General features: G+C 71.5%; 23 protein-coding genes. 12 read left to right on the forward strand and 11 right to left on the reverse strand.

What is annotated here, in order from left to right; genetic code table 11:
- Positions 1–29 precede the first annotated feature (29 nt).
- From dacB to folE, 6 genes are all read left to right on the forward strand, one after another.
- Positions 30–1,667 (forward strand): D-alanyl-D-alanine carboxypeptidase/D-alanyl-D-alanine endopeptidase, encoded by a 1,638-nt coding sequence (gene dacB, locus ACWD5F_RS43265; protein ID WP_451261638.1) that lies wholly within the window; start codon positions 30–32, stop codon positions 1,665–1,667.
- A 252-nt stretch (positions 1,668–1,919) separates the two neighbouring features.
- On the forward strand, positions 1,920–3,044 hold the full coding sequence (locus ACWD5F_RS43270) for a zinc-dependent metalloprotease (protein WP_401718721.1): 1,125 nt from the start codon (positions 1,920–1,922) through the stop codon (positions 3,042–3,044).
- A 192-nt stretch (positions 3,045–3,236) separates the two neighbouring features.
- Positions 3,237–4,259: a tRNA lysidine(34) synthetase TilS gene (gene tilS, locus ACWD5F_RS43275; protein WP_451261639.1), complete on the forward strand. Its 1,023-nt coding sequence runs from the start codon at positions 3,237–3,239 to the stop codon at positions 4,257–4,259.
- A gap of 93 nt (positions 4,260–4,352) precedes the next feature.
- The gene (hpt, locus tag ACWD5F_RS43280) at positions 4,353–4,913 is read left to right on the forward strand and encodes a hypoxanthine phosphoribosyltransferase (RefSeq protein ID WP_451261640.1); all 561 of its coding nucleotides are present in this window, start codon (positions 4,353–4,355) and stop codon (positions 4,911–4,913) included.
- A gap of 207 nt (positions 4,914–5,120) precedes the next feature.
- Positions 5,121–7,160: an ATP-dependent zinc metalloprotease FtsH gene (gene ftsH, locus ACWD5F_RS43285; RefSeq protein ID WP_401718715.1), complete on the forward strand. Its 2,040-nt coding sequence runs from the start codon at positions 5,121–5,123 to the stop codon at positions 7,158–7,160.
- A gap of 139 nt (positions 7,161–7,299) precedes the next feature.
- A complete protein-coding gene (gene folE, locus ACWD5F_RS43290; protein ID WP_123998613.1) occupies positions 7,300–7,905 on the forward strand; it encodes a GTP cyclohydrolase I FolE in 606 nt (201 codons plus the stop codon).
- A 22-nt stretch (positions 7,906–7,927) separates the two neighbouring features.
- Here the strand turns inward: folE and ACWD5F_RS43295 are convergent, their stop codons facing one another.
- The 6 genes from ACWD5F_RS43295 to ACWD5F_RS43320 form a co-directional block, all read right to left on the reverse strand.
- On the reverse strand, positions 7,928–8,413 hold the full coding sequence (locus ACWD5F_RS43295; RefSeq protein WP_401718712.1) for a DUF3180 domain-containing protein: 486 nt from the start codon (positions 8,411–8,413) through the stop codon (positions 7,928–7,930).
- A 58-nt stretch (positions 8,414–8,471) separates the two neighbouring features.
- A complete protein-coding gene (gene folK, locus ACWD5F_RS43300) occupies positions 8,472–9,083 on the reverse strand; it encodes a 2-amino-4-hydroxy-6-hydroxymethyldihydropteridine diphosphokinase (protein ID WP_451261641.1) in 612 nt (203 codons plus the stop codon).
- Entirely contained in the window at positions 9,080–9,439 is a 360-nt protein-coding gene (gene folB / locus ACWD5F_RS43305; protein ID WP_401718706.1) for a dihydroneopterin aldolase, read from the reverse strand. Before folB ends, folK begins: the two co-directional genes overlap by 4 nt.
- Positions 9,440–9,687: 248 nt before the next feature.
- Entirely contained in the window at positions 9,688–10,191 is a 504-nt protein-coding gene (locus tag ACWD5F_RS43310) for a nuclear transport factor 2 family protein (RefSeq protein ID WP_451261642.1), read from the reverse strand.
- Positions 10,188–11,078 carry a dihydropteroate synthase gene (folP, locus tag ACWD5F_RS43315; protein ID WP_401718700.1) on the reverse strand — a complete coding sequence of 297 codons (891 nt, stop codon included), beginning with the start codon at positions 11,076–11,078 and terminating at the stop codon, positions 10,188–10,190. The genes ACWD5F_RS43310 and folP overlap by 4 nt, the downstream gene beginning before the upstream one ends.
- A gap of 146 nt (positions 11,079–11,224) precedes the next feature.
- Positions 11,225–13,036, reverse strand: a complete 1,812-nt coding sequence (locus ACWD5F_RS43320; RefSeq protein ID WP_401718697.1) for a phosphatidylglycerol lysyltransferase domain-containing protein — start codon at positions 13,034–13,036, stop codon at positions 11,225–11,227.
- A gap of 223 nt (positions 13,037–13,259) precedes the next feature.
- On the opposite strand from ACWD5F_RS43320, the gene ACWD5F_RS43325 reads away from it, so the two are divergent.
- Together ACWD5F_RS43325 and ACWD5F_RS43330 are read left to right on the forward strand one after the other, a co-directional pair.
- On the forward strand, positions 13,260–14,387 hold the full coding sequence (locus ACWD5F_RS43325; protein WP_401718694.1) for an alpha/beta hydrolase: 1,128 nt from the start codon (positions 13,260–13,262) through the stop codon (positions 14,385–14,387).
- A 193-nt stretch (positions 14,388–14,580) separates the two neighbouring features.
- On the forward strand, positions 14,581–16,104 hold the full coding sequence (locus tag ACWD5F_RS43330) for a hypothetical protein (RefSeq protein ID WP_451261643.1): 1,524 nt from the start codon (positions 14,581–14,583) through the stop codon (positions 16,102–16,104).
- A gap of 95 nt (positions 16,105–16,199) precedes the next feature.
- Here ACWD5F_RS43330 and ACWD5F_RS43335 read toward each other — a convergent pair whose 3' ends face one another.
- Both ACWD5F_RS43335 and ACWD5F_RS43340 read right to left on the reverse strand, forming a co-directional pair.
- Positions 16,200–17,537 carry a PH domain-containing protein gene (locus tag ACWD5F_RS43335; protein WP_451261644.1) on the reverse strand — a complete coding sequence of 446 codons (1,338 nt, stop codon included), beginning with the start codon at positions 17,535–17,537 and terminating at the stop codon, positions 16,200–16,202.
- Positions 17,534–18,046, reverse strand: a complete 513-nt coding sequence (locus tag ACWD5F_RS43340; RefSeq protein WP_401718685.1) for a PH domain-containing protein — start codon at positions 18,044–18,046, stop codon at positions 17,534–17,536. Before ACWD5F_RS43340 ends, ACWD5F_RS43335 begins: the two co-directional genes overlap by 4 nt.
- A 31-nt stretch (positions 18,047–18,077) precedes the next feature.
- Here ACWD5F_RS43340 and ACWD5F_RS43345 point away from each other — a divergent pair, with 31 nt between their 5' ends.
- On the forward strand, positions 18,078–19,238 hold the full coding sequence (locus tag ACWD5F_RS43345) for an NADH-quinone oxidoreductase subunit D (RefSeq protein WP_451261645.1): 1,161 nt from the start codon (positions 18,078–18,080) through the stop codon (positions 19,236–19,238).
- 73 nt (positions 19,239–19,311) lie between these two features.
- Here ACWD5F_RS43345 and ACWD5F_RS43350 read toward each other — a convergent pair whose 3' ends face one another.
- Positions 19,312–20,364, reverse strand: a complete 1,053-nt coding sequence (locus ACWD5F_RS43350; RefSeq protein WP_451261646.1) for an SAM-dependent methyltransferase — start codon at positions 20,362–20,364, stop codon at positions 19,312–19,314.
- Between the two features lie 200 nt (positions 20,365–20,564).
- On the opposite strand from ACWD5F_RS43350, the gene ACWD5F_RS43355 reads away from it, so the two are divergent.
- Positions 20,565–21,767 carry a DUF7134 domain-containing protein gene (locus tag ACWD5F_RS43355; RefSeq protein WP_451261647.1) on the forward strand — a complete coding sequence of 401 codons (1,203 nt, stop codon included), beginning with the start codon at positions 20,565–20,567 and terminating at the stop codon, positions 21,765–21,767.
- A 96-nt stretch (positions 21,768–21,863) separates the two neighbouring features.
- Positions 21,864–22,535 (forward strand): response regulator, encoded by a 672-nt coding sequence (locus ACWD5F_RS43360; protein WP_401718674.1) that lies wholly within the window; start codon positions 21,864–21,866, stop codon positions 22,533–22,535.
- Positions 22,536–22,586: 51 nt separating this feature from the next.
- Here ACWD5F_RS43360 and ACWD5F_RS43365 read toward each other — a convergent pair whose 3' ends face one another.
- The gene (locus ACWD5F_RS43365) at positions 22,587–23,690 is read right to left on the reverse strand and encodes a DUF5937 family protein (protein ID WP_451261649.1); all 1,104 of its coding nucleotides are present in this window, start codon (positions 23,688–23,690) and stop codon (positions 22,587–22,589) included.
- 192 nt (positions 23,691–23,882) lie between these two features.
- Here ACWD5F_RS43365 and ACWD5F_RS43370 point away from each other — a divergent pair, with 192 nt between their 5' ends.
- Complete coding sequence (locus tag ACWD5F_RS43370; RefSeq protein WP_401718669.1) at positions 23,883–24,098, forward strand: hypothetical protein; 216 nt, start codon at positions 23,883–23,885, stop codon at positions 24,096–24,098.
- On the opposite strand, the gene ACWD5F_RS43375 is transcribed toward ACWD5F_RS43370, so the two are convergent.
- The gene (locus ACWD5F_RS43375) at positions 24,088–25,290 is read right to left on the reverse strand and encodes a threonine aldolase family protein (protein ID WP_451261650.1); all 1,203 of its coding nucleotides are present in this window, start codon (positions 25,288–25,290) and stop codon (positions 24,088–24,090) included. The genes ACWD5F_RS43370 and ACWD5F_RS43375 overlap by 11 nt on opposite strands.
- Between the last annotated feature and the right edge of the window lie 158 nt (positions 25,291–25,448).

Genomic DNA, 25,448 nt, shown 5'->3' on the forward strand with positions numbered 1-25,448 from the left:
ACGCACGGGAGTGATCGCGAAAGGGGCTGGTGTTCGTGCCAGAGCTGAGGCCGTGGCGGGCCGCGAGACCGCATGCGGTGCGGGTCGTGAACGCCGTACGACCAGGTCTGGCACGGGCCGCGGGCGCCGTACAACCACATCTCGAACGGGCCGCGGGCGCCCTGCGACCGCGGCTCGCGAAAGCCGTGGCCGCTGCGAAACCGCAGCTCGCGCGGATCACGAGGCCGAAGCCCGGCGGGCTGCGGCGCTACACCGCGGGCGCCACCGGCGCCGGTGTGGCACTGGCCGTCCTGGTGGTGGTCACCGCAGGTCCCTGGGACTCCACCGGTCAGCGTACGGCCGAGCGGGACCGGGCAGCCGCCCTGGACGGCACGGGTGGCGCAGATCACGGTGGTCATTCTGGTGCATCCGGTACGGCCGATTCGGCGCCGGACGCCGCCCCGAGCGCCGCGTCCGTCCTGAGGGGCCTCGGCGGCGCCGCGAACACCGTGAAGTCGGATCCGACCGGAAAGGCGTTCGCCGACGTCCTGGGGCCCCTCCTGGCCGACCCCGCGCTCGGCGCCCGGCGCACCGCCGCGGTCGTCGACCTGACCGACGGCAAGCGCCTCTACGGCACCGGCGCGGACGACGCCCTCACACCCGCGTCCACCACGAAGATCGCCACCGCCGTCGCCGCGCTGTCCGCGATGGGCGCCGACCACCGCCTCACCACCCGCACCGCCCTGGAGCCCGACACCGGCGAACTCGTCCTGGTCGGCGGCGGCGACCCCACCCTGACCGCGCACAAGGACGCCGAGGGCTGGGCGAGCCTGCGCACCCTGGCCGACCGGACGGCCGCCGCCCTGAAGAAGCGCGGCATCAAGGACGTCACGCTCTCCTACGACACCACCCTGTTCGCCGGTTCCGAACTTCACCCCATCGGGGAGGACGGCAACCTCGCCCTCGTCACCTCCCTGATGGCCGACGAGGCCCGTCCGAACGATTCGACGAGCGGCCCCGTCACCCGGGACACCGACCCGGCGGGGGACGCGGCCGAGAAGTTCGCCGGCTTCCTGGCGGAGCACGGCATCAAGACGTCGTCCCCCGGTCCCTCGAAAGCGACGTCCCGCGCGCAGGCGCTCGCCGCCGTCTCCTCGCCGCCCCTGTCGTCGATCGTCGAGCGGATGCTGACCAACAGCGACAACGACATCGCGGAGGCACTGGCCCGCCAGACGGCCGTCGCGACCGGCAAGCGCGCCGACTTCGACGGCGGCGCCGCGGCCATCGCGAGCGTCCTGAAGAAGCTTCAACTGCCCCTCAAGGGGGCCCGGTTCAACGACGGCAGCGGCCTCGACCGCGACGACCGCCTCACCGCCGACCTGCTGACCGCCCTCCTCGTCAAGGCCGGCGACCCCGCCCACCCCGAACTCCGCGCCGTCCTCACCGGCCTCCCCGTGGCCGGCTTCACCGGCACCCTGAGCACCCGCTACGCCGACGGCGCGGCAGGAGTCGTACGAGCCAAGACCGGCACCCTCACGGGCGTGAACACCCTGGCGGGCACGGTCGTGGACCGGGACGGCCACCTCCTGGCCTTCGCCTTCCTCACCTCCGACACCACGAGCGCCTCCGCGGCCCAATCAGCCCTGGACCGCACGGCAACGGCCCTGGCGGCGTGCGGCTGCCACTAGCGAGTTGACGGCCGCGTCGGCCGATCCGCCGCCGCGGGCAGCAGCCGACCGCCCGGCTTCCGCTGTGGGCAGTCGTTCCGCAGGGCGGAACGGGTGGGCACAGCCTGCAGCGCCGGGCGCGGCCGGACCGGCCTGAACCCCTGCCGACGCAATCGCCTCAGCATCAACGCCGGCCGCCGATCCAAACCGACCGCCAACCCCACCAACCCCCACGGCCTGCCCCAAGTGGGAACGCTCACGTACCGTTGACGCATGACGAGCATCGGTGGTGCAGAGATGGTCGACTGGAATCTCGCGGTGGCGACCGCGACGCGGCTCGCGCGGCCGGGCCCCGAGGTGAGCCGTGACGAGGCCCGGGATGTCGTGGCGGAGTTGCGCCGGCACGCGAAGGCCTCCGAGGAACACGTCCGCGGATTTACCCGGATGGGTTCGGAGGACATCCACGACACCCCCATCCTCGTCGTCGACCGACCGGGCTGGGTCCGGGCGAACGTCGCCGGCTTCCGGGAGATCCTCAAGCCCCTCCTCGACAAGATGCAGGAACGGCGCGGCAACACCCCCGGCGGCGCGGTCCTCGGCGCCGTCGGCGGCAAGGTCACCGGCGTCGAACTGGGCATGCTGCTGTCCTTCATGTCCTCCCGCGTGCTGGGCCAGTACGAGACCTTCGCCCCGGCCACCCGTGAACTCCCGGCCGGCGAGCACGGCGGCGGCCGACTGCTCCTGGTCGCCCCGAACATCGTCCACGTGGAGCGCGAACTCGACGTACAGCCCCACGACTTCCGTCTCTGGGTCTGCCTGCACGAGGAGACGCACCGCACCCAGTTCAGCGCGGTGCCCTGGCTGCGCGACCACCTGGAGGGCGAGATCCAGTCGTTCCTGGGGGAGACCGACGTCGACCCCATGACGGTCCTGGAGCGCATCCGGGAAGCCGCCCAGTCCCTCGCGGGCGGTCGCCCCGAGGCCGAGGAGGACGACGGCGGACGCTCCTTCGTGGAGATCGTGCAGACCCCGGCGCAGCGCGAGATCCTCGCCCGCCTGACCGCCGTGATGTCCCTCCTGGAGGGGCACGCCGACTTCGTGATGGACGGCGTCGGCCCTGCCGTGGTGCCGTCGGTCGCCGAGATCCGCGAGAAGTTCCAGCAGCGCCGCGCCAAGGGCGCCTCCCGGCTGGACACGGCCCTGCGCAAGCTGCTCGGCCTGGACGCCAAGCTCAGGCAGTACCGGGACGGCGAGCGCTTCGTACGAGCCGTCGTCGACGAGGTCGGCATGGACGGCTTCAACCGCGTGTGGACCTCCCCGAACACCCTGCCGACCCGGACGGAGATCGCCAAACCGGCGGACTGGGTCGCGCGGGTGCATCGCAAGACCGAGTCGTGAAGGACGGAGAAGGGTCGTGAAACGAATCCGGCCGTCGGCAGGCGAACGCCCCTTCAATCACCCGTCCGAGGGACCGTGAGCGGTGGGTAGGCGTGCAATGCTCGGGGAACGGCCCGGTTCTGTCACCATCTACACACTCTGAGTGACCGAACACGGGCTCACTCCCCGAAAACTTCATGAAGGGAACCGGACATGGGTCCCCATCCTGCGGTCGCGGCGATACGCCTGGCGGTCCGCCGCGCCCTCCACGACATCCTCAACGAACACCAGGCCTCCGGGCCCACCCCGCACGAGCGCCCGCCGTCCCCGCTCGTGCTCGTCGCATGCTCCGGCGGCGCCGACTCCATGGCCCTCGCCTCCGCCCTCGCCTTCGAGGCCCCCAAGCTCGGCATCCGCGCCGGCGGGGTCACCGTCGACCACGGCCTTCAGGACGGATCCGATCTGCGCGCCGACGAAGTCGTCCTGCGCCTGCGCGAACTGGGCCTGGACCCGGTCGAGTCCATCGCCGTCACCGTCGGACGCGAGGGCGGCCCGGAAGCCGCCGCCCGCGACGCCCGCTACGCCGCCCTGGACGCCTGCGCCGCCCGCCACGGCGCCACCGCCGTCCTGCTCGGCCACACCCGCGACGACCAGGCCGAGACCGTCCTGCTCGGCCTCGCCCGCGGCTCCGGCACCCGCTCCCTGTCCGGAATGGCCGCGGTCTCGGGGGCCGACGGCCGTTACCGGCGCCCCTTCCTCCAGCTCGACCGGCAGACCGCCCGCAAGGCCTGCATGGTCCAGTCCCTGCCCGTCTGGGACGACCCGCACAACGCCGACCCGGCGTACACGAGGTCCCGGCTGCGCCACGAGGGCCTGCCCGCCCTGGAGAAGGCGCTGGGCAAAGGAGTCGTCGAGGCGCTCGCCCGTACGGCCCAGCTCTCCCGCGACGACGCCGACGCCCTCGACGCCTGGGCCAGCCAGGCCGAGACCGCCGTACGCGACGCCACGGGCCTCCTGGAGTGCGCCAAGCTCTACGCCCTGCCGCCCGCCGTACGCCGCCGCATCCTGCGCCGGGCCGCCATCGAGGCCGGTGCGCCCGCCGGTTCGCTGTTCGCCCGTCACATCGAGGAACTCGACCGGCTGATCACCGGCTGGCGCGGCCAGGGAGCCATCAATCTCCCGGGCAAGGTCATGGCCCAGCGCCAGGGTGGCAGACTGGTGATTCGGCAAGGCTGAATCTCACCTCTCCCGGGGGCACCCCGAACTCACCGAGTTCACCGGGTACTCCCCCGGGGAGGCATCGAGCGGCCGGTAGGACGACCGAAAGTGATGCGGGTGGACGCGAACGACATGGGTGCCGACCTCGAGAAGGTACTCATCACCAAGAAAGAGATCGACGCGAAACTCGTCGAACTGGCCGCGAAGATCGACGCGGAGTACGCGGGCAAGGACCTGCTCATCGTCGGAGTCCTCAAGGGCGCGGTGATGGTCATGGCCGATCTCGCCCGGGCGCTGTCCACCCCCGTCACCATGGACTGGATGGCCGTGTCGTCGTACGGCGCGGGCACCCAGTCCTCCGGTGTGGTGCGGATCCTCAAGGACCTCGACACCGACATCAAGGGCAAGCACGTCCTGATCGTCGAGGACATCATCGACTCCGGCCTGACCCTGTCCTGGCTGCTGTCGAACCTCGGCTCGCGCGAGCCGGAGTCCCTCAAGGTGTGCACCCTGCTGCGCAAGCCGGACGCCGCCAAGGTCGCCATCGAGGTCGAATGGGTCGGCTTCGACATCCCGAACGAGTTCGTGGTGGGCTACGGCCTCGACTACGCCGAGAAGTACCGCAACCTCCCGTTCGTCGGTACGCTCGCGCCCCACGTCTACGGCGGCTGACACCGTGCCCGATGCGGCGGCTGAGCCGTACGGGCCAGTCCTGTAGGACGATCGGGAACCCCGGCGGGTTGCGCGCCGTTGGAGCATGCAGACGGGTTCGTCAGACCTCCCGTGCAGTTGCGGGCGGCGATGCTGGGGTACCGTCAGAAGAACTGTCTTATCAAACTCACTATGGCAGGAGGGACGGGGCGACTTCGCTCCGTATGGATGGACGTGAAGCGATACTTCCGTGGGCCGGTCATGTGGATCGTGCTGGCCGTCCTTGCCGTGGTCGTGTTGATGCAGGTCGTCGGCTCGTCCGGCGGCTACAAGACGGTGGACACCGGCCAGGTCGTCCAGGCGATCAATGACAACAAGGTCGAGTCGGCCAAGCTGACCACAGGCGACGAGCAGACCATCAAGGTCCAGCTCAAGGACGGCGAAAAGGTCGAGGGCAGCTCGAAGATCCAGGCGAGCTACATCGGCGACCAGGGCGTCAACCTCGCCAATACCCTGCAGACCAAGTACCAGGACAAGCAGATCCCGGACGGCTACACCGTTTCGCCGTCCAAGCAGAACCCCTTCCTCGGGATCCTGCTCTCCCTGCTCCCCTTCGTCCTCATCGTGGTCGTCTTCCTGTTCCTGATGAATCAGATGCAGGGTGGCGGCTCCAGGGTCATGAACTTCGGCAAGTCCAAGGCGAAGCTCATCACCAAGGACACCCCGAAGACGACCTTCTCGGACGTCGCGGGCTGCGACGAGGCCGTCGAGGAGCTCCAGGAGATCAAGGAGTTCCTCCAGGAGCCGGCGAAGTTCCAGGCCGTCGGCGCCAAGATCCCCAAGGGCGTACTCCTCTACGGCCGTCCCGGCACCGGCAAGACGCTCCTCGCGCGTGCCGTCGCCGGCGAGGCCGGGGTGCCCTTCTACTCGATCTCGGGTTCCGACTTCGTCGAGATGTTCGTCGGTGTCGGTGCCTCCCGGGTCCGTGACCTCTTCGAGCAGGCCAAGGCGAACGCCCCGGCGATCGTCTTCGTCGACGAGATCGACGCGGTCGGCCGCCATCGCGGCGCCGGCCTCGGCGGTGGTCACGACGAGCGCGAGCAGACGCTGAACCAGCTGCTCGTGGAGATGGACGGCTTCGACGTCAAGGGCGGCGTGATCCTCATCGCCGCGACGAACCGGCCCGACATCCTCGACCCGGCGCTGCTGCGCCCCGGTCGCTTCGACCGCCAGATCGCGGTCGACCCGCCGGACCTGCTGGGCCGCCTGGAGATCCTCAAGGTCCACCAGAAGGGCAAGCCGGTCGCCCCGGACGTCGACCTCTCGGCCGTCGCCCGTCGCACCCCCGGCTTCACCGGCGCGGACCTGAGCAACGTCCTCAACGAGGCCGCGCTGCTCACCGCCCGCAGCGACAAGAAGCTGATCGACAACGGCGCGCTGGACGAGGCGATCGACCGAGTGGTGGCGGGCCCGCAGAAGCGGACCCGGATCATGTCGGACAAGGAGAAGAAGATCACCGCGTACCACGAGGGCGGACACGCCCTGGTCGCGGCGGCTTCCCCGAACTCCGACCCGGTGCACAAGATCACGATCCTGTCGCGCGGACGGGCCCTCGGTTACACGATGGTCCTGCCGGACGAGGACAAGTACTCCACGACCCGCAACGAGATGCTGGACCAGCTGGCCTACATGCTGGGCGGCCGTGCGGCCGAGGAGCTCGTCTTCCACGACCCGACCACGGGTGCCGCGAACGACATCGAGAAGGCCACGGCCACCGCCCGCGCGATGGTCACCCAGTACGGCATGACCGAGCGACTGGGTGCGATCAAGTTCGGCGGCGACAACACCGAGCCCTTCCTCGGACGTGAGATGGCTCACCAGCGCGACTACTCGGAAGAGGTCGCCGCTCTGGTGGACGAGGAGGTCAAGAAGCTCATCGAGAACGCGCACAACGAGGCCTGGGAGATCCTGGTCGAGAACCGCGACGTCCTCGACAACCTCGTCCTGCAGCTTCTCGAGCGGGAGACGCTGGGCAAGGAGGAGATCGCCGAGGTCTTCGCCACCATCGTCAAGCGCCCCCCGCGGCCTGCCTGGACGGGCTCTTCCCGCCGTACGCCGTCCACCCGTCCGCCGGTGCTCTCCCCCAAGGAGCTCGCACTGACGAACGGCGCCAACGGCTCGACGCCGGCGATCACCACCGCCAAGGCGACGGTCACGGAGCACGCCCCGGTGACCGAGACGGCCCCGGAGGAACGCCCCGAGAGCTGATCTGGCTCCCGCGGTCCCACCGGCCCGGAAATGCATGCCGTGCCCCTCAGGTCCTAGCCTGAGGGGCACGGCATTTTTCGCATGTCTGCACAGAGGCGCGTAACCCACACGCGTGACCCGCACAGGAACGAGGCACAGGATGACCGACCCCGTGACGCTGGACGGCGAGGGCACGATCGGCGAGTTCGACGAGAAGCGCGCCGAGGCCGCCGTCCGCGAACTCCTGATCGCGGTCGGCGAGGATCCTGACCGGGAGGGACTGAGGGAGACGCCGGGGCGGGTGGCCCGGGCCTATCGGGAGCTGCTGGCGGGGCTCTGGCAGGAGCCCGAGGACGTGCTGACGACCACGTTCGATCTGGGGCACGACGAGATGGTCCTCGTGAAGGACATCGAGATCGTCTCCTTCTGTGAGCACCATCTGCTGCCGTTCCACGGCGTCGCACACGTCGGGTACATCCCGGCCGAGACCGGCAAGATCACCGGCCTGTCGAAGCTGGCCCGTCTGGTCGAGGTGTTCGCCCGCCGCCCGCAGGTGCAGGAACGACTCACCACCCAGATCGCGGACTCCCTCATGCGCATTCTGGAGGCCCGGGGGGCGATCGTCGTCATCGAGGCCGAGCACATGTGCATGTCGGTGCGGGGCGTCCGCAAGCCGGGCGCCAAGACCACGACCTCGGCGGTGCGCGGTCAGCTCCGGGACGCCACCACCCGTGCCGAGGCGATGAGCCTGATACTGGCGCGCTGACCCGAGGCGGGCGTCAGGCCCGTCAGGCCGCGGACGTCGCCCCGTTGTTGTGCTCGTCGTCCTCCGGGAGCTTGCAGATGCGTTCCAGGAAGATGGCGGCCGCTATCACCGCGATGCCCGCGAGGACCGAGAAGCCGGCGTAGAAGGCCTGGTCGCGGCGGGCGGGGGTGTCCAGGAGCTCCAGGAGGAAGGCTCCCGTGCCGCCGTACATGCCGGAGACCAGGGCGGCCACCAGGGCGCTGGCCTGGCCGAAGACGACCGCGCGGGCCGCCATCAGGGGGTCGACGCCCTTGGCGTCGGGGCGGCGCTCGCGCTGGGCCTTGAGGCGGCCGCGGATCGAGAGGGCCGTGGCCAGCAGGACGACGGCGATCAGCGCCAGCACGATGGGTGCGGCCAGGGGGACGCTGGGCAGGGTCCCGATCGAGTTCCAGAGGCGGGCGCCCGCCCAGGACAGGACGCCTGCGACGACGAACACGCCGGCCAGCAACCTGATGCGCAGCTCTCTCACGGTGTCCCTTCAGCTCCCCCGGACCGATCCCGGACTGTGCTCGTCCTGACCTTAACGACTACTCGGGCAGGTGAAGTTCCAGGTCCTTGCGGGCGGCCACGCCGTCGAGGGTGACGACGTCGAGAAGGGCCGCGACCGCGCCGTGGCCGGGCAGCTGCGCCTCCGGGTCGATGTCGTGCCAGGGGGCGAGGACGAAGGCCCGCTCGTGGGCGCGCGGGTGCGGGAGCGTGAGCTGCGGGTCGTCGTCCACGACATCGGCGTAGGCGACGATGTCGACGTCGAGGGTGCGGGCGCCCCAGTGCTCGTCCCGGACGCGGTGGAAGGCCTCCTCGACGGCGTGCGCGCGCTCCAGGAGCGAGGACGGCGGCAGGGTCGTCTTCAGCAGCACGACCGCGTTGAAGTAGGCGGGCTGGCTGCCGGGCTCGACGCCCCAGGGCTCCGTCTCGTAGACGGGGGAGACTGCCTTGATGCGGACGCCGGGGGTGTCCTCCAAGGCGTCGATGGCGCCCTGGAGGGTCTCCAGGCGGTTGCCGAGGTTGGCGCCGAGGGAGATCACGGCGCGCCTGGGGTTGCTGAGGGTGACGTCGGCGGCGTCCACCTGCTGGACCACGGCGGCGGGCACCGGCTGGACGGTCGGGTCGCTGTGCCCCTGGGTGAAGGACGCGGTCATACTCGGCTCCGGGTGATGGTGACGGTGACGTCGTCGAAGGGGACCGTGATCGGCGCGTCCGGCTTGTGGACGCAGACTTCGACCTCCTGGACCCCGTCGTGCTTCAGACAGGTCTGGGCGATGCGTTCGGCGAGTGTCTCGACGAGGTTGACGGGCTCGCCCTGGACGTCGGCCACGACCTCTTCCGCGACGATGCCGTAGTGCACGGTCTTCGCCAGGTCGTCGTCGGCCGCGGCCGGTCGGGTGTCCAGGCCCAGGACGAGGTCCACGATGAAGGTCTGGCCCTCCTCGCGCTCCTTGGGGAACACCCCGTGGTGCCCACGGGCCTTGAGGCCGCGCAGCGCGACACGATCCACGCGAATCACTCCTGCAGTCGTCGTTGACGGCCGGTCCGTGCCGTGTGCGGGCGGCACACCGGCCTCGAACGAATCTACCCGCGGGCACCGACAGCGCCGGTCCGCCGGGGTGCGGGCCGGTGCCGGGGCCAGGAGGTTTCATCGGTCGTTCCCCCTGGGGGACCCGGCGGCTCACGGGTTGGTAGCCGCCCCTACCCACGGGTTCGTGATTCCAACCACTTGTTGGTCCCTGTGGGGCGCCTACCCACTCAGGAGGGTGTCTCCTCGTCCTCTTCCTCGTCGTTCTCGGTCAGAACGGGAGAGGCGTGGTGGGACCACAACTTCCAGCCCTCGGGGGTGCGCCGGAACACGTTCGTGGCGACCACGAGCTGGCCGACGAGCGGCCCGAGTTCCTCGCTGCCCTCGGGCGCGGGGCCGCCGCTGAGGATGTTCTCGGTGCAGGTGACCAGGGCGGTGTCGCCGGTGACGGAGACATGCACGTCGGTGAGGAAGAACTGGATGTAGTCGGTGTTCGCCATGATCAGCGCGTACGACCGCAGGACCTCGCCGCGGCCGGTGAGCACGGGCCAGCCCGGGTGCACGCAGGAGACCACCGCGGCGTCGGCCGGGTCGTGGTACTCCTCGTCGATGCCCAGGTCGGACGGGGTGAGCCAGAGCGCGGACAGGTCCTCGAAGTCGCCGCGCTCCAGCGCCTCGTAGAAGGCGGTGTTGGCGGCTTCCACCTGTTCCACGTCGGTGTGGGGGGCGCTCACAGGGCTCCTTCCACGCCGTTTCGCGCGGCGCGCGCTCCTTCCACGGCGCGTGCCACCCGCACCGCGTCCGCCGTCGCGCGCACCTCGTGGACGCGGACCGCCCATGCGCCGGAGTGCGCCGCGATCGCGGAGACGGCGGCCGTGGCGGCGTCGCGCTCGCGCGCGGGTGGCGGCGCGCCCTCCGGTCCGGCCAGGACGCGTCCCAGGAACCGCTTGCGGGAGGCGGCGACCAGCACGGGGTGGCCGAGACCGAGCAGGCGGTCGAGGTGGGCGAGGAGGACGAGGTCGTGTTCGGCGTCCTTGGAGAAGCCGAGGCCGGGGTCGACGACGATGCGGTCGGGGGCGACGCCGCCGGCCAGGACGGCCTCCACGCGTGCGTGCAGTTCGTCGACGACCTCGGTGACGACGTCGTCGTAGACGCCCTTGACGTTCTCGCCGGCCAGGAAGCCGCGCCAGTGCATGACGACGAAGGGGGCGCCGGCCGCGGCGACCACGGGGATCATCGCGGGGTCGGCGAGGCCGCCGCTGACGTCGTTGACGAGGACGGCGCCGGCGGCGAGGGCCTGCTCGGCGACCGAGGCGCGCATGGTGTCGACGGAGATGGTGACGCCCTCGGAGGCCAGGCCCCGCACGACGGGGATGATGCGCTTGAGTTCCTCGGCCTCGTCGACGCGGGCGGCGTGCGGGCGGGTCGACTCGCCGCCGACGTCGACCAGGTCGGCGCCCTCGCTGACGAGGTCGAGACCGTGTTTGACGGCGGCCGTGGTGTCGAAGAAGCGGCCGCCGTCGGAGAAGGAGTCGGGGGTCACGTTCACGACTCCCATGACCGCGCAGCGGTCCCATTCCGGTAGGCCCGCGACGCGCCCGCGTCCGCTCTGCTTGCTCATGCGTTCAGCGTAGGCCCAGGGCAGGGCACGCAGGACGCCGCGGCCCGGGCGGAGGCCCTCAGGGCTGGAGGGGGACTTCCGCCCGGGCCTGTCCCGGGGTGTCACACGAGGGCCACGGGCCGCTCCGACGGCATCGGGATGCGGCCCTAGGCCGCTCTGACGTCTCTTTCGGCCACCGCGTGGGCACACGCGCGTGCGGGTGTCCGACGGCGGCGCAGGAAGCGCGGCAGCGGCAGCGCGAGGTTGACGAAGCCCTCCGCCTGCATCGCGGCGAAGCCGATCCGGGGCAGGTCCGCGGAGGCCCGGTAGACGACGAAGCGCGGCTCCCAGCGGGGCTTGAACTTGGCGTTGAACTTGTAGAGGGACTCGATCTGGAACCAGCGGGAGAGGAACACCAGCAGTCCGCGCCAGGCCCGCAGCACCGGGCCCGCGCCGATCTTCTCGCCGCGCGCGAGCGCCGCGCGGAACATCGCGAAGTTGAGGGACACGCGCGTGATGCCGAGTTTCGGCGCCGCCTCCAGGGACGCGACGATGAGCAGTTCGTTCATGCCGGGGTCGGCGGTGCGGTCGCGGCGCATCAGGTCCAGGGAGGCGCCGTCGGTGCCCCAGGGGACGAAGTGCAGGATCGCCTTCAGATCGCCGTAGGGGCCGGGGTGTTCGTCGCTCTTGTGGGCGGTGGCGATCAGGCAGTCGCCGTCGGAGGGGTCGCCGACGCGGCCCAGCGCCATGGAGAAGCCGCGTTCGGTGTCGGTGCCGCGCCAGTCCTCGGCGGCCTGCCGGATCCGCTCCAGTTCGGCCTCGCCGACGTCACGGACTCGTCGTACCCGGGTCTCGTACCCGGCGCGCTCGATGCGTTTGACCATTTGGCGCACGTTGCGCATCGCGCGGCCGGCCAGGGAGAAATCCGCGACGTCCACCACCGCCTCGTCGCCCAGTTCGAGGGCGTCCAGGCCGGTCTCGCGGGTCCAGACCTCGCCGCCGGTCTCCGAGCAGCCCATGACGGCCGGGGTCCAGGAGTGCGCCCTGGCCTCGTCCATGAACCGTTCGATGGCGCCGGGCCAGGCCTCGACGTCTCCGATGGGGTCGCCGCTGGCGAGCATCACGCCGGACACCACGCGGTAGGTCACCGCGGCCTTGCCGCTGGGCGAGAAGACGACGGCCTTGTCGCGGCGGAGCGCGAAGTGGCCGAGGGAGTCCCGGCCGCCGTGCTTGTCCAGCAGGAGGCGCAGCTGTGCCTCGTCGGCCTCGGTCAGCCGCGCGGCCGGGTGTTCGGGCCGGAAGGCGAGGTAGATGGTGGTCACCGCGGTGAGCAGGCCGAGCGCGCCCAGCGAGAAGGCGACGGTCCAGGAGGTGCTGCCCTCGTAGTCGACCGGTCCCTCGAAGCCGAACAGGCCGTACAGGACGTGCGTAATGCGATCGGCCAGGCTCGGGTCGCCGACCATGCGCCTGGGGTGGACGCTGACGATGACCAGTCCGAGGACGAGGGAACCGGCGCCCATGAGGACGAAGTTGGCCAGCGCGCGCCAGCGGCTGCGCGGGTCGGGCAGGGCCGCGAACTGGTCGCGGTGGCGCAGCAGCGGCGCGAGCAGCGCGAGCGAGATGACCACGCCGATCAGGGAGTGGCGGTACGTGAACTGCGCCACCGCGCCGGCCGGCAGCAGCGCCACCGCGGCTCGCCAGGCCCGGCGCTTGCGGCGCCTGAGGCCGTGCGCGAGCAGCAGCAACAGCACGCCGGTGCTGAGCGCGAGCGCCGCCGCGAACGGTCCGAGCGCGCCGGGCAGCACCTCGGCGAGGGTGTGCATACGGCTGTGCCTGAAGCGTGGGAAGACGCCCGCGGCGATGTCCAGAAGTCCTACGAGAGCGCAGGCTCTGGCGACGAGGACGGGGACGGCTTCGGGGCGCGGACCGTTCAGTACGCGCCGCGCGCCGCGTGTTCGGGTCGGAACCCCGCCCGACATTTCCTCATCTGTCCTGACAGACATCGCATCCCGTAGTTCTGCGAGAAAGCTTGGATCCGGGCCCGATTCGGGCATCCGGCGACATTGCGCCCTCTAGGACGGTGTCTCGGGGAGAGAGGTTCACTCTGCTCCTCAAAGCCGGTTCAAAGGCCCGGGAAAGTCCCGGACAAGCCCTCGCGAAGGAGTGGGGGACCAGGGAGAAAGCGCAGGCGGGAAGCATCTCATGGGACTGACGAGCAATCAGGTGCTGGTAGGGGCGATCGTGTTCGCCGTACTGCTGTTCGGTGGCACGGTGTGGCTGTGGCCGCGGCTGGCCCGGCGGAACTGGCGGGCCGTCAGCGGGCGCGTGGGGCTGCTCCTGGCCACCCAGCTGGCCCTCTTCGTGTGCGTCGCCCTCGCCGCCAACCAGGCCTTCGGGTTCTACGCCAGCTGGGCGGACCTGATGGGGCGTGAGAAGGGTCAGGGCGTGGTCGTCGACCACAGTGCGCTCGGCGGCTCGGGCGGCCCCCTGGAGGTGGTCGACACGGCACGCGTGCGTGGCGCGGCCGGTTCGCGTCCGGACGTGGCCGGACAGATCCAGCAGGTCGACATCGTCGGGCGGACGACACACATCGCCACCCCCGCGTACGTGTATCTCCCGCCGGAGTACTTCCAGGCCCGCTATCGCGCGCGTACCTTTCCCGCGGCGGTCGTCCTGACCGGATATCCGGGCACCGCCAAGGCGCTCGTCGACAAGCTGCACTACCCGCGCACGGCCCAGGAACTCGCGAAGGACGGCCGTATGCAACCGATGATCCTGGTGATGATGCGTCCGACGGTCGCGCCGCCCCGGGACACCGAGTGCGTGGATGTCCCCGGCGGGCCGCAGACCGAGACGTTCTTCGCGAAAGACCTTCCCGAGGCCGTGCTCGCGCACTACCGGGTGGGCGCTAAACCGGGTTCCTGGGGAATCATCGGCGACTCCACGGGCGGCTACTGCGCGCTCAAGCTCGCGATGCACCACCCCGGTTCCTACGCGGCGGGGGCGGGCCTGTCGCCGTACTACAAGGCGCCGATCGACCCCACCACGGGCGATCTCTTCCAGGGCGACAAGCGGCTGCGGGACCGGGCGAACCTGTGGTGGTTCCTCAAGCACGCGCCCGCGCCGGACACTTCACTGCTCGTCACCAGCAGCCGGATCGGGGAATCCAACTACCGGGACACACTGAAGTTCATAGAGCGCGTACGGGCCACCAAGCTGACCCGGATCTCGTCGATCATCCTCGAAAGCGGCGGGCACAACTTCAACACCTGGCGACGGGAGATTCCGGCGACGCTCCAGTGGATCAGCGGGCGGCTGAGCGACCGCTGACAAGGGCGTCCGAGAGGGCCGGAGAGCGGGCCGGAGAGGAGCCCGAGAGGCAGCTCGACAAGGGCGTCGGGCATTGTCGATCTTGGTGAATTCGGTGCATTGCAATTCCTGATGCCCTGTGAACGTTTCGGTATGGCTGTGTTTTTACGGGGCGGGGCACCAACGTTCGCCTACGCGCGGTAAGTTTCTGGCCATGCCACGTGGACGTCATCGCCATTCACCGCCCTTGCACAGGCTGCTGCCCCCGTCGGCGATAGCGGGCGTCTCGCTCGTCTGCGCCTTCGGGCCGTGGGTGTTCACACAATCGTCCGTGCTCCGCGTCATAGCCGCCTTCGCCGCGGCCACGGCGGTCGTCGGCGCGGCCGTCATGCGGCGCTGGGACGCCCAGGCGGGCAAACAGGTCGCCGACCTCACGCGCGCGCGGGCGAGCGACGACTGGCGGCACGAGGAGCGGATCGCCGAGCTGGAGACCGACCTCGACGAGTCGCGCGAGCTGCGCACCAAGCTGGAGCAGCGGCTGCGGGGCAAGCGCGCGGAACTGGCGGGCCTGCGCAACGAGCACGCGGCCCTGCTGCGGCGGTACGCGACGGCCGAGACCGAGCGTGCGAGCGCCCTGGAGGGCCGCCGCCTGCTGGAGATAGAGGCCGCGGATCCGGATCCGGAATGGGCGGACGCGGAGGGCGAGGACGCCGAGAGCGTCGAAGGCGTCGAGGCGGAGACCGAGGCTGTGGCTGCCTCGGTGGACGCGGACGAGCCGGCGGACGCGGACCTCGCCGAGGGTTTCGACGACGACGATGACGACTTCGACGACGAAGACGACGAGAGGCCGGCGGCCACACCGGTGTTCTCGCCGGAAGGCTCGCACCTGTTCCTGCGGGCGAAGGCGGCGCTGAAGAAGTTCGACGGGGACGGCGAGGGCTCTCCCAAGGACGACTCCTCGACGGAAGACTCTTCGACGGACGACTCCTTGAAGGATGACGACGCGGCCGCGGCCGAGGACGAGACCGAGGCCGGGGACGAAGCCGAAGAGGCTGCCGAGGCCGAGGCCGGCGCGGAGGTCGTGGCAGCCGAGGACGGCTCTCAGGACGACACCGCTCCCCAGGCCGACACGGTGGCCGACGAGGACGACGAGTCCCCGAAGGGTGACGACTCCCCGAAGGACGACGGCCCCACGAAGGGGCGGCGCTCCGCGAAGCGCGAGCCGGTGAAGGCGAAGGCCGGTGCCGCCACCGCGGCGGCCACCGCCGCGCCCGAGGCCGCCGCCGGTTCCGGTACGGAGGCCGCGGCGCAGGAGGACGAGGCGCAGGGGAAGCCCGAGGCGGTCGACGGGCATGAGCGCGCGGCCGCCGCCCCTTCGGTCGGGCCCGTCCCGTCCGCGCCCGTGCAGCAGCCGTCGGGTCACTTCGTCGCGCCGACCGCGGTGGCCGTGGTGCCCGCGGCGCCCGTGCGGCGGCCGTCCGTCGAGGGCGGGTTCGACTTCTTCGGTACGAAGAGCGAGATGGCGCACGGTGCCCTGGACGTCGTGCAGAACGAGGACCTCGCCGACGTGGTCGGCCAGGAGGCCCTCGCGCTGCACAAGGCCGAGGCGGAGGCGGAGTTCAAGCCGGCCGACGAGCGGTCGCGCGGCGTCGGCCAGGTGATCGACCTGACGGCACACGACGAGACGGAACACATCGACCTTCAGGGCCTGCGGACCATCCGGAGCGCGGTTTCCTGACGGACTGCGACCTGGTCCGCGGACTGCGACCTGGTCTCCGGCCCGGCCCCCGGCACGGTCCTCGTCACGAGGGCGGTGCCGGGGGCCGGGCCGGTCTACGACGCCATCCAGCGGTCCGGCAGCGCGTCCCGGCGTCCCGTGCGTGACCTCTCCGCCTGCCCCCGCAGCAGCTCCGCGGCCTCCTCGGCGTCCCGCAGCCGGGCCGTGACGGTCTTGTTGGCCCCCGTGTCCACGTGGACGTCGGCGAGGCCCCACAGGCGCTTCCAGGGCCCCTGAGACAGCCGTACGCTCTGGACCTTGGCGTGCGGAACCAGCGCCAGGCTCCGCCTGAGCAGGCCGTGCCGGGTGGCGAACACGGTGTCGGTGACGGCGATCCCGTAGCCGCGCCACCACAGCGGCATGCACCGCCCGGCCCGGCGCGGCGGCCGGGACAGGGCCGCGGCCTCCGCCACGCGCACGCCGGGCAGCACGCGCGCGATGACCGACTCGGCGACCTCGCGCGGGGCCACCGGCACGAGCACGGAGTTGGACGAGCCGGCCACGTCCAGCTCCACCCGCACCCACCCGCGCCGCCGCCACAGCAGCGGCTCCACGATCCGCACGGTCTGCACGCGCCCGGGCGGCACGGTCTCGTGCGTACGGTCGAGGAGGCCGTGGTCGATGCGCAGCCCGTCCGGCGACTCGCCCACCGTCCAGTCGTACTCGCCGACGAAGCGCCCCACACTGCTCGCGCCCGCCGCGCCCAGCAGCGGCAGGCCGGTCGCGAGGACCGACCACACGCTGTGGGTGGCGAACCAGAGGAGCGGCGGTACGACGAGGGCGGCGGCCAGGGAGCCCCAGGTGGCGCCCGTCAGCACCACGGAGATCGCGAGGTCCAGCGGGGGCGTGTGCATCAGTTGGCGCGCCGGCGCCTCGCCGACCTCGTGCGCGGTCTCGGGGGCGAAACCGGCGGCGCGCGCCAGCAGTTCCGCGCGCAGCGCACGCGCCTCGTCCGCCCCCAGGAAGGCCAGCTCGTCCTTCTTGTCGGTGCCTATGACGTCGAGCTTCAGCTTGGCGACGCCCGCCACGCGCGCGAGGAGCGGCTGGGTGATGTCGACGGCCTGGATGCGTTCGAGGCGGATGTGCGCGGTGCGCCGGAACAACAGGCCGGTCCGTATGCGCAGTTCGGAGTCCGTCACCGCGAAGTGGGTGAACCACCAGGTGAGGAAGCCGTACAGGGCGGCGGCCGGGACGAGCACGGCGAGCGCGATCAGCAGCGTGGTGGACGTCAGCTTCGTCAGCTGGCGCTGCGCCTGGTCCGGGTCGTGCACGGCCCACCCGATGAGCACCGCCACCGGCGCCCACGCCCGCCGCAGCGGCGTCACGGGGTGCAGCCGGTGCTCGGCGAGCGGTGCCTTCTCCCGTACGGCGTCGTCGACGCCCGGCGCCGTCACAGCCCCGCCGATCGGGCCTCGCCGAGTTCGGTGAGCCGGTCGCGCAGCCGTTCCGCCTCGGCCGGTTCGAGCCCGGGGATGGTCGCGTCGGTCGCCGCGGCGGCCGTGTGCAGCTGCACGCTGGCCAGCCCGAAGTGCCGCTCGACGGGTCCGGAGGTCACCTCGACCAGCTGCATCCGCCCGTACGGCACGACCGTCTCCTCGCGCCACAGCACGCCCCGGCTGAGCAGCAGGTCGTCTGCGCGCTCGGCGTAGCGCCAGGAGCGCCAGTTGCGGCCCAGCAGCACCCAGCCCCAGGCCATGAGGGCCAGTGGCAGCAGCGCGAACGCGGCCCAGCCGGGCCCGGCGAGCAGGCCGAGCAGCAGTCCGACGGCCAGGGCGATCAGCCCCAGCCACACCACCAGCAACAGCCGTCGCATCCGCAGCAGGCCCGGCGGCAGCCCGCGCCACTCGGGCCCCGCAGTGTCGTCCCCCGCCGTGCCCGCCTCGCGCGCGCTCCCCGTCTCCATACGGCCAGCGTACGTAGGACAGACTGTGCGCATGACTCCTACGACGGGGACGACGGAGACCACGGTCGGTGTCGGCGGTGCCGCGGAGAGCACGGACATGGTGCTCAACATCGGGCCCCAGCACCCGTCCACGCACGGTGTGCTCAGGCTGCGGCTGGTCCTCGACGGCGAGCGCATCACGCGCGCGGAGCCGGTGATCGGCTATATGCACCGGGGCGCCGAGAAGCTCTTCGAGGCGCGCGACTACCGCCAGATCATCATGCTCGCCAACCGGCACGACTGGCTGTCGGCCTTCTCGAACGAGCTCGGCGTGGTCCTCGCCGTGGAGCGCATGCTCGGCATGGAGGTGCCCCCGCGCGCGGTGTGGACGCGCACGCTGCTCGCCGAGCTGAACCGGGTGCTCAACCACCTGATGTTCCTCGGCTCCTACCCGCTGGAACTGGGCGGCATCACGCCGGTCTTCTACGCGTTCCGGGAGCGCGAGGTCCTCCAGAACGTCATGGAGGAGATCTCCGGCGGGCGCATGCACTACATGTTCAACCGCGTCGGCGGCCTCAAGGAGGACCTGCCGGCGGGCTGGGCGGCACGCGCGCGTGGGGCCGTCGCCGCCGTGCGCTCCCGGATGGACCGCTTCGACGACCTGGTGCTCGGCAACGAGATCTTCCGGGGGCGCACCCGGGACGTGGGGGTGCTCTCGCCGGAGGCCGTGCACGCGTACGGCGTGAGCGGGCCCGTCGCGCGCGCCTCGGGCGTCGACTTCGACCTGCGCCGCGACGAGCCGTACCTCGCGTACGGCGAGCTCCAGGACACCCTGAAGGTCGTCACGCGCCAGGAGGGCGACTGCCTCGCCCGCTTCGAGGTGCTCCTGGAGCAGACCCACAACGCCCTCGACCTCGCCGACGCCTGCCTCGACCGGCTCGCCGAACTGGAGCCCGGGCCGATCAACCAGCGGCTCCCGAAGGTCCTGAAGGCGCCCGAGGGACACACGTACGCGTGGACCGAGAACCCGCTGGGCATCAACGGCTACTACCTCGTCAGCAAGGGCGAGAAGACCCCGTACCGGCTGAAGCTGCGCTCGGCCTCGTACAACAACATCCAGGCCCTCGCGGAGCTGCTGCCGGGGACGCTGGTCGCGGACATGGTGGCGATCCTGGGGTCGCTGTTCTTCGTGGTCGGGGACATCGACAAGTAGCGGGTCGCCCGGCGGGCGGTGCGTGGCGTCGAGGGCGGCGGCCGGGATCAGAGGCGGTTCGGGGTTTCGAACGTCAGTCGGATCGGGAGCCCTCGAAAAGCGCGTTCTCGAGGAGTGCGTCCGGGAGGCCGACCGGTTGCAGCAGCCAGCCGAAGTCGCCGAGGCCGCCCGGTGCGGTGAGTTCGGCGGCTTCGCCGGCGGTCGCCAGGGCACGGACGTAGGCCGCGGGGTGGGTGGACGCCATGGTGAGTGGGGGGCGCGCGCTGGCGACGCCGAGGGCGCGCAGGGCGGCGCGTTGCGTGAGCAGGTGCGCGGCGGGGAGTGTGCGCGCGGTCTCGTGCGCCGCGCAGGCGTCCAGTGCGACGTGCGCCGTGATGTCGCACGATCCGTCCGGCACGGGAACCGTCGCACGCCCCTCGCGGAAGCCGGTGAGCGTCCCGAACGGGGGGCGCGCGGCCGCGGTGTGCGCGTAGTCGACGGCGACCGCGAGACCCCGCTCGAGCGCCGAGACCGCTTCGGCCCAGGCCTCGTCGCGGGGCAGGCCTATCTCGGCGCGCGCTCCCTCCTCGGGCGGCAGCGGCCACCACCGCGCCAGCCAGCGCGCCTCCGCGCCCCAGACCGGTTCTCCGAGGCGTTCGGCACCGTCCCGGCGTACGAGCACCCGGCGGGCGGTGCCGGCGGCGTCCACCTCGGCGACCTCCGCCGGGACGTTGTCCAGCCACTCGTTGGCGAACAGCAGGCCGGTGATCCGGCGCGGCGGCTCGGGCAGCCACTCGATCCGGGTGCCGAGCCCCGCCGGGCGGTCGGCGAGCTCGACGGCGTAGACACGCGTGCGTGCGGCCACCTCGGCGGGCAGCGCGGCCAGTACGCCCACGGCCAACTCGCCGCGCCCCGCCGCCATGTCGACGAAGTCCAGCGGGTCGGGCCGGTCCAGCGACCGGTCGACCCAGCACAGCAGCCGCGCCACCGCCTCCGCGTACAGCGGCGAGGCGTGCACCGACGTACGGAAGTGCCCTCCTGGCCCCTCGGGCCGCCGGTAGAAACCGCCGGGCCCGTAAAGGGCGTCTTGCGTCGCCGTACGCCAGCCGTGCCACTCGCCGGTCTCGCCCGCAATGTCTTCCGTCACCGGGTCAGGCTAGGGCCTGTCCTTGGGAACGGGTCGGCTATGCCCGTGTGCGCCACCTGGTGGACGACGTGACCGTGCGAAACCCCGGGTCCTGCCCGAACGGGAGAGCGGAGCCTCCACCTTGCGGAGTATGCGCGGCGGATACGGATCGGTCCTCCGGTTGACCCCTGCACGCATCCCGCATCCCTACGCTGGGTTACGTGCAGCGCCTCTATGACTTCCTCCGCAGACACCCGACCGGGGTCGACACCTTCTGGGCCGTCATCCTGTTCGGGGTCTCCGTGGCGAGCGCCTCGGCTCGTACGGAGGATCCGGGCACCGACGCGCAGGTGCTGATCGTGCCGATCGCGTTCCTGTTGTCCCTGGTGATCGCGCTGCGCCGGCGGATGCCGGAGAAGATGCTGCTGCTGACCCTGGGGCTCGGCATCGTGCAGCTGGTGGTGGACGTCGCGGTGACGCCGGCCGACTTCGCGATGCTGGTGATCGTCTACACGGTGGCCGCGACGGGCGCCCGCTGGGCCTCACGGCTGGCGCTGGTGGCCAGCCTGGGCGCCGCCACGGTGGCGCATCTGCGCTGGCCCAACGAGGACACGAGCGTCCTGAACAACGTGGGGGTCGTGGTCTTCCAGACGGTGCCGTTCGCGCTCGCCTGGGTGCTGGGCGACTCGATACGTACGCGGCGTGCGTACTTCGAGCAGTTGGAGGAGCGCAACGCCCGACTGGAGAAGGAGCGCGAGGCGCAGGCGAAGGTCGCGGTGGCCGCCGAGCGCGCCCGGATCGCGCGCGAGCTGCACGACGTGGTCGCGCACAACGTGTCGGTGATGGTGGTGCAGGCCGACGGCGCCGCCTACGTCCTGGACTCCGCGCCCGACCAGGCCAAGAAGGCCCTGGAGACCATCTCCTCCACCGGCCGCCAGGCCCTCGCCGAGATGCGCCGCCTGCTGGGTGTGCTGCGCACCGGCGAGCACAAGGAGGCCGGCGAGTACGTGCCGCAGCCCGACGTCGAGCAGATCGACGACCTGATCGCGCAGTGCCGCACCTCGGGCCTGCCCGTCGACTTCAAGGTCGAGGGCACCCCGCGCCCGCTGCCCAGCGGTGTCGAGCTGACCGCGTACCGCATCGTCCAGGAGGCGCTGACCAACACCCGCAAGCACGGCGGACCCAACACGGGCGCCAGCGTGCGGCTGGTCTACTTCGACGACGGCCTGGGGCTGCTCGTCGAGGACGACGGCAAGGGCGCCCCGCACGAGCTGTACGAGGAGGGCGGCGTCGACGGACAGGGGCACGGCCTGATCGGCATGCGCGAGCGGGTCGGCATGGTGGGCGGCACCCTGGACGCGGGCCCGCGCCCGGGCGGCGGATTCCGGATCAGTGCGCTGCTGCCGCTGAAACCCGCACACTGACGTGGACGTGCGCCCCGCTGACACCTGTAACGCCCCGCCGACGTAATGACCAGTGACCTTGTCGACCCGAACGTGAAGAGAACGGAAGAGGCCCCGATGACGATCCGCGTGATGCTCGTGGACGACCAGGTGCTGCTGCGCACCGGATTCCGGATGGTGCTCGCGGCGCAGCCGGACATGGAGGTCGTCGCGGAGGCGGGGGACGGTGTCGAGGCTCTCGAGGTGCTGCGCGCGACGACCGTCGACGTGGTCCTGATGGACGTCCGCATGCCCAAGCTCGACGGCGTGGAGACGACCCGCCGCATCTGCCAGGACGACAACCCGCCCAAGGTGCTGATCCTGACCACCTTCGACCTCGACGAGTACGCCTTCTCCGGGCTCAAGGCCGGTGCCTCCGGCTTCATGCTCAAGGACGTGCCGCCCGGCGAGCTCCTCGCCGCGATCCGCGCCGTGCACAGCGGCGACGCGGTGGTGGCCCCCTCGACCACACGCCGGCTGCTCGACCGGTTCGCACCGATGCTGCCGAGCGCCGGGAAGCAGCCCCAGCACAAGGAACTGGAGCGCCTGACCGACCGTGAGCGCGAGGTCATGGTGCTGGTCGCGCAGGGCCTCTCGAACGGCGAGATCGCGGCCCGGCTGGTCCTGTCCGAGGCCACGGTGAAGACCCACGTCGGCCGCATACTGACCAAGCTGGGGCTCCGGGACCGGGTACAGGTCGTCGTCCTCGCGTACGAGACGGGGTTGGTGCGGGCGGGCGGGCACGGCTGACGGTCCCGTGCCGGGTGCTCGGCGCAGGCCGGCTGGGAGCCGCCGGACGGCTCAGCGCAGGACTCCCTCCAGGAAGTCGCTGCCCAGGCGGGCCACCACCGTCACGTCCAGTTGGTGGAGGACGTAGCGGCCGCGGCGGCGTGTGGTGATCAGGCCCGCCTTCTTCAGGACGCTCAGGTGGCGGGATATCTCGGGGGCCGTCATGCCGTGCACCTGGGCCAGCTCGCTCGTCGTGTAGGCGCTGCGGGCCAGATGCCGGCAGATGCGCATGCGGACGGGGTGGGACAGCGCGGTCATGCGCAGGGTCAGCTGCTCCACGGAGGCCGGTGACGTCAGCTCGGGCGTGGCGACCGGGTAGTGCACGACCGGCTGCCAGTGCGGGCGGTACAGGACGGACAGGTGCGGCCAGCCCAGGCTCGTCGGTACGAGGAGGAGGCCGCCGTCCGCCGTGGCCGTGTGCCCGACGCTCAGTTTGTCGACCGTGATCTGGCCGGCGCCCTCGTCGAGCGTGACCACCGGGGAGACCGCGGTCAGCATCTCGGCCAGACCCCGGTGGCGCAGCAGATCCGTCTTGAGCCGGGCGTCGGCGGCCAGCTGATGGCGCAACCGGGACCAGGTGTCCGCGAAGAACGCCTCGTCGCAGTCGGCCAGGAACTGCCGCAGCCAGGCCCGGATCCGGGGCGGGTCGGCCAGCAGCCGCTCGCTGAAGCGCACCTGCTGCGGCCCGCGCGAGGCCGCCAGCTCCAGGGCCCGGCGGCGCAGCCCGGCGTCGACGAGGGGGCTCGGGCCCGTGCCGTAGGGCATGGCGCAGGTGAACTCCAGGGCCGCGTCCACGAATTGCTCGTCCGTCAGCTTGTCGAGCTGGTCCAGCTCCTCGGCGAGCGTCGCCCCGGGCAGCGTGGTCCGGCCCGGGATGCCGGCGCAGGGCATGAAGAGGTCCGAGAACGTCGTCCGCCACAGGAAGTCGGCCTCGCACATCCGGTCGGCCAGCTGCGGGTCCATCCGGGCGGTCACGCCGGTCACCCAGCCCTGGAGTCCGGGATGGTGCCCCGGCTCGGACAGCGCGTGCAGCGCCATGCCGAGCTCGGCCAGGGGCGAGGGGACGACGGCGACCCTCTCCGGCCGCAGCCCCGCGATGTCGATGCGCACGCTCATGACTTCATGGTGCACCCCGCCACTGACAACGCCCCGCCCGATTGACGGCGGCCGTCAATCGGCGCGACGCGACCGACGTACCGGCGCACTGTGGACACCCCGGGGCAGCCGCGGAGCCCACGGATCTCCGACGTCAGGTCCTCCTGACGTCACGTCCTTCACCGTTTCCACGTCCCGAGAAGGCGATCCGTCATGAGCATCACGCAGCAGTACCTCCTCGACACCTACCGCGCCCGCAGGCTCGGCGAGCCCGCGCCGCCCGCCCCCGGCGCCGACGACTGGCAGGTCGTCCGGGAACTGCGCGACCAGTGGCAGCTCCGCGCCGTCGCCGCCGGTCGCCCGGCCCACGGGCGGATACGGCAGGCCCTGGGTCGGTGGCTGCACCTGCGGCCGCGTTCTACGTGCTGACCGCGTCGCTATCCGCTCCCGACCCGCCGGTCACCTCCGTCAGGCGGGACACGAACTCCGCGACCGCCGTCTTCACGTCCGCCGCCGTCCACTCCAGGGCGTCGGCGCGGACGTAGACCTCGGTCATCGCCAGACCCGGGCACCGCTCGTCCCAGTGGTTGCCGAACAGGGAGATCCCCGTTTCCTCGGCCTGCCGGATCGCGGCCTCGGCGAGGTCGTCGACGCCGTACGGCAGCCAGACCTGGAAGTCGAAGGTGTGCGGGACCTCGGGATGGATCCGCGCCCACGGAACCCCGGCCGCCGCGAAGCCCTCGCGCAGGGCGTCGGCCACCACGCGTGCGTGGGTGACGTACTCGGGGAGCCGGGGCAGGTCCCGCTCCAGGCCCGCGAGGGCCGACAGGACGGTCGGGAACTGCTGGAAGACCGCGCCCCCGTACCGGTGCCGCCAGGCCTTCGCCTCCTCGATCAGGGTCTTCGGGCCGGCGAGCGCGGCGCCTCCGAAGGCGTCGAAGGACTTGTAGAACGACACGTAGACGCTGTCCGCGAGGTCCGCGATCTCGGCAAGGGGACGACCGAAGTGGACGGTGGTCTCCCACAGGCGCGCCCCGTCGAAGTGCACCACCGCGTCGCGCTCGTGCGCCGCGTCCACGACCGCGGTCAGCTCCTCCCAGGTGGGCAGCACGAAACCGGCCTCCCTGAGCGGCAGTTCGAGCATCAGGGCGCCGAAGGGCTCCTCGAAGTCGCGCACCTCGTCGGCGCCGGGCAGTCGGGGCTCGCTCGCCACGCGGACCGGGCGCAAGCCGCTGACCTGGCTGAACGCGTGCCGTTCGTACATCTCGGGGTGGGCGAGGGCGTGCAGGGCGACGGTCGGGTTGCCGGTGCGGCCCGCCCAGCTGCGCAGCGCGACCTGCTGGGCCATCGTGCCCGTGGGGAAGAACGCGGCGGCCTCCTTGCCGAGCAGTCCCGCGACCTTCTCCTCCAGGGCCTCGACGATCCCGTTGCCGTAGACGTCCGCCGTCTCGTCCAGGTCGTACACCTCGTGCGCGTCGGCCAGCAACGCCAGCCGCTCGCGGAGGGGGTTGAGGAAACCCATGCGGGCCAGCGCGCGCTCCGCCGTCCGGTTCGCGGTGATGCGCCGCTCGCGCCGCCGCTTGATCTGTTCCGCCGTATCGCTCTGCGCCGTATCGCTCATGGCCCGGATCATGCCCAACGCCCTCGCACGCGGGCACCAGGTTTTCCACAGGCTTTCCGGTGCGGGCGCGACGTGCCGTCGCCCACAGCCTGTGGACAACCGAACGCCCCTCGAACCAATCGCGTTAACATGACGAGAAATCGTCCGGTACCCAGAGC

The sequence above is a fragment of the Streptomyces sp. NPDC002499 genome (assembly GCF_053595415.1).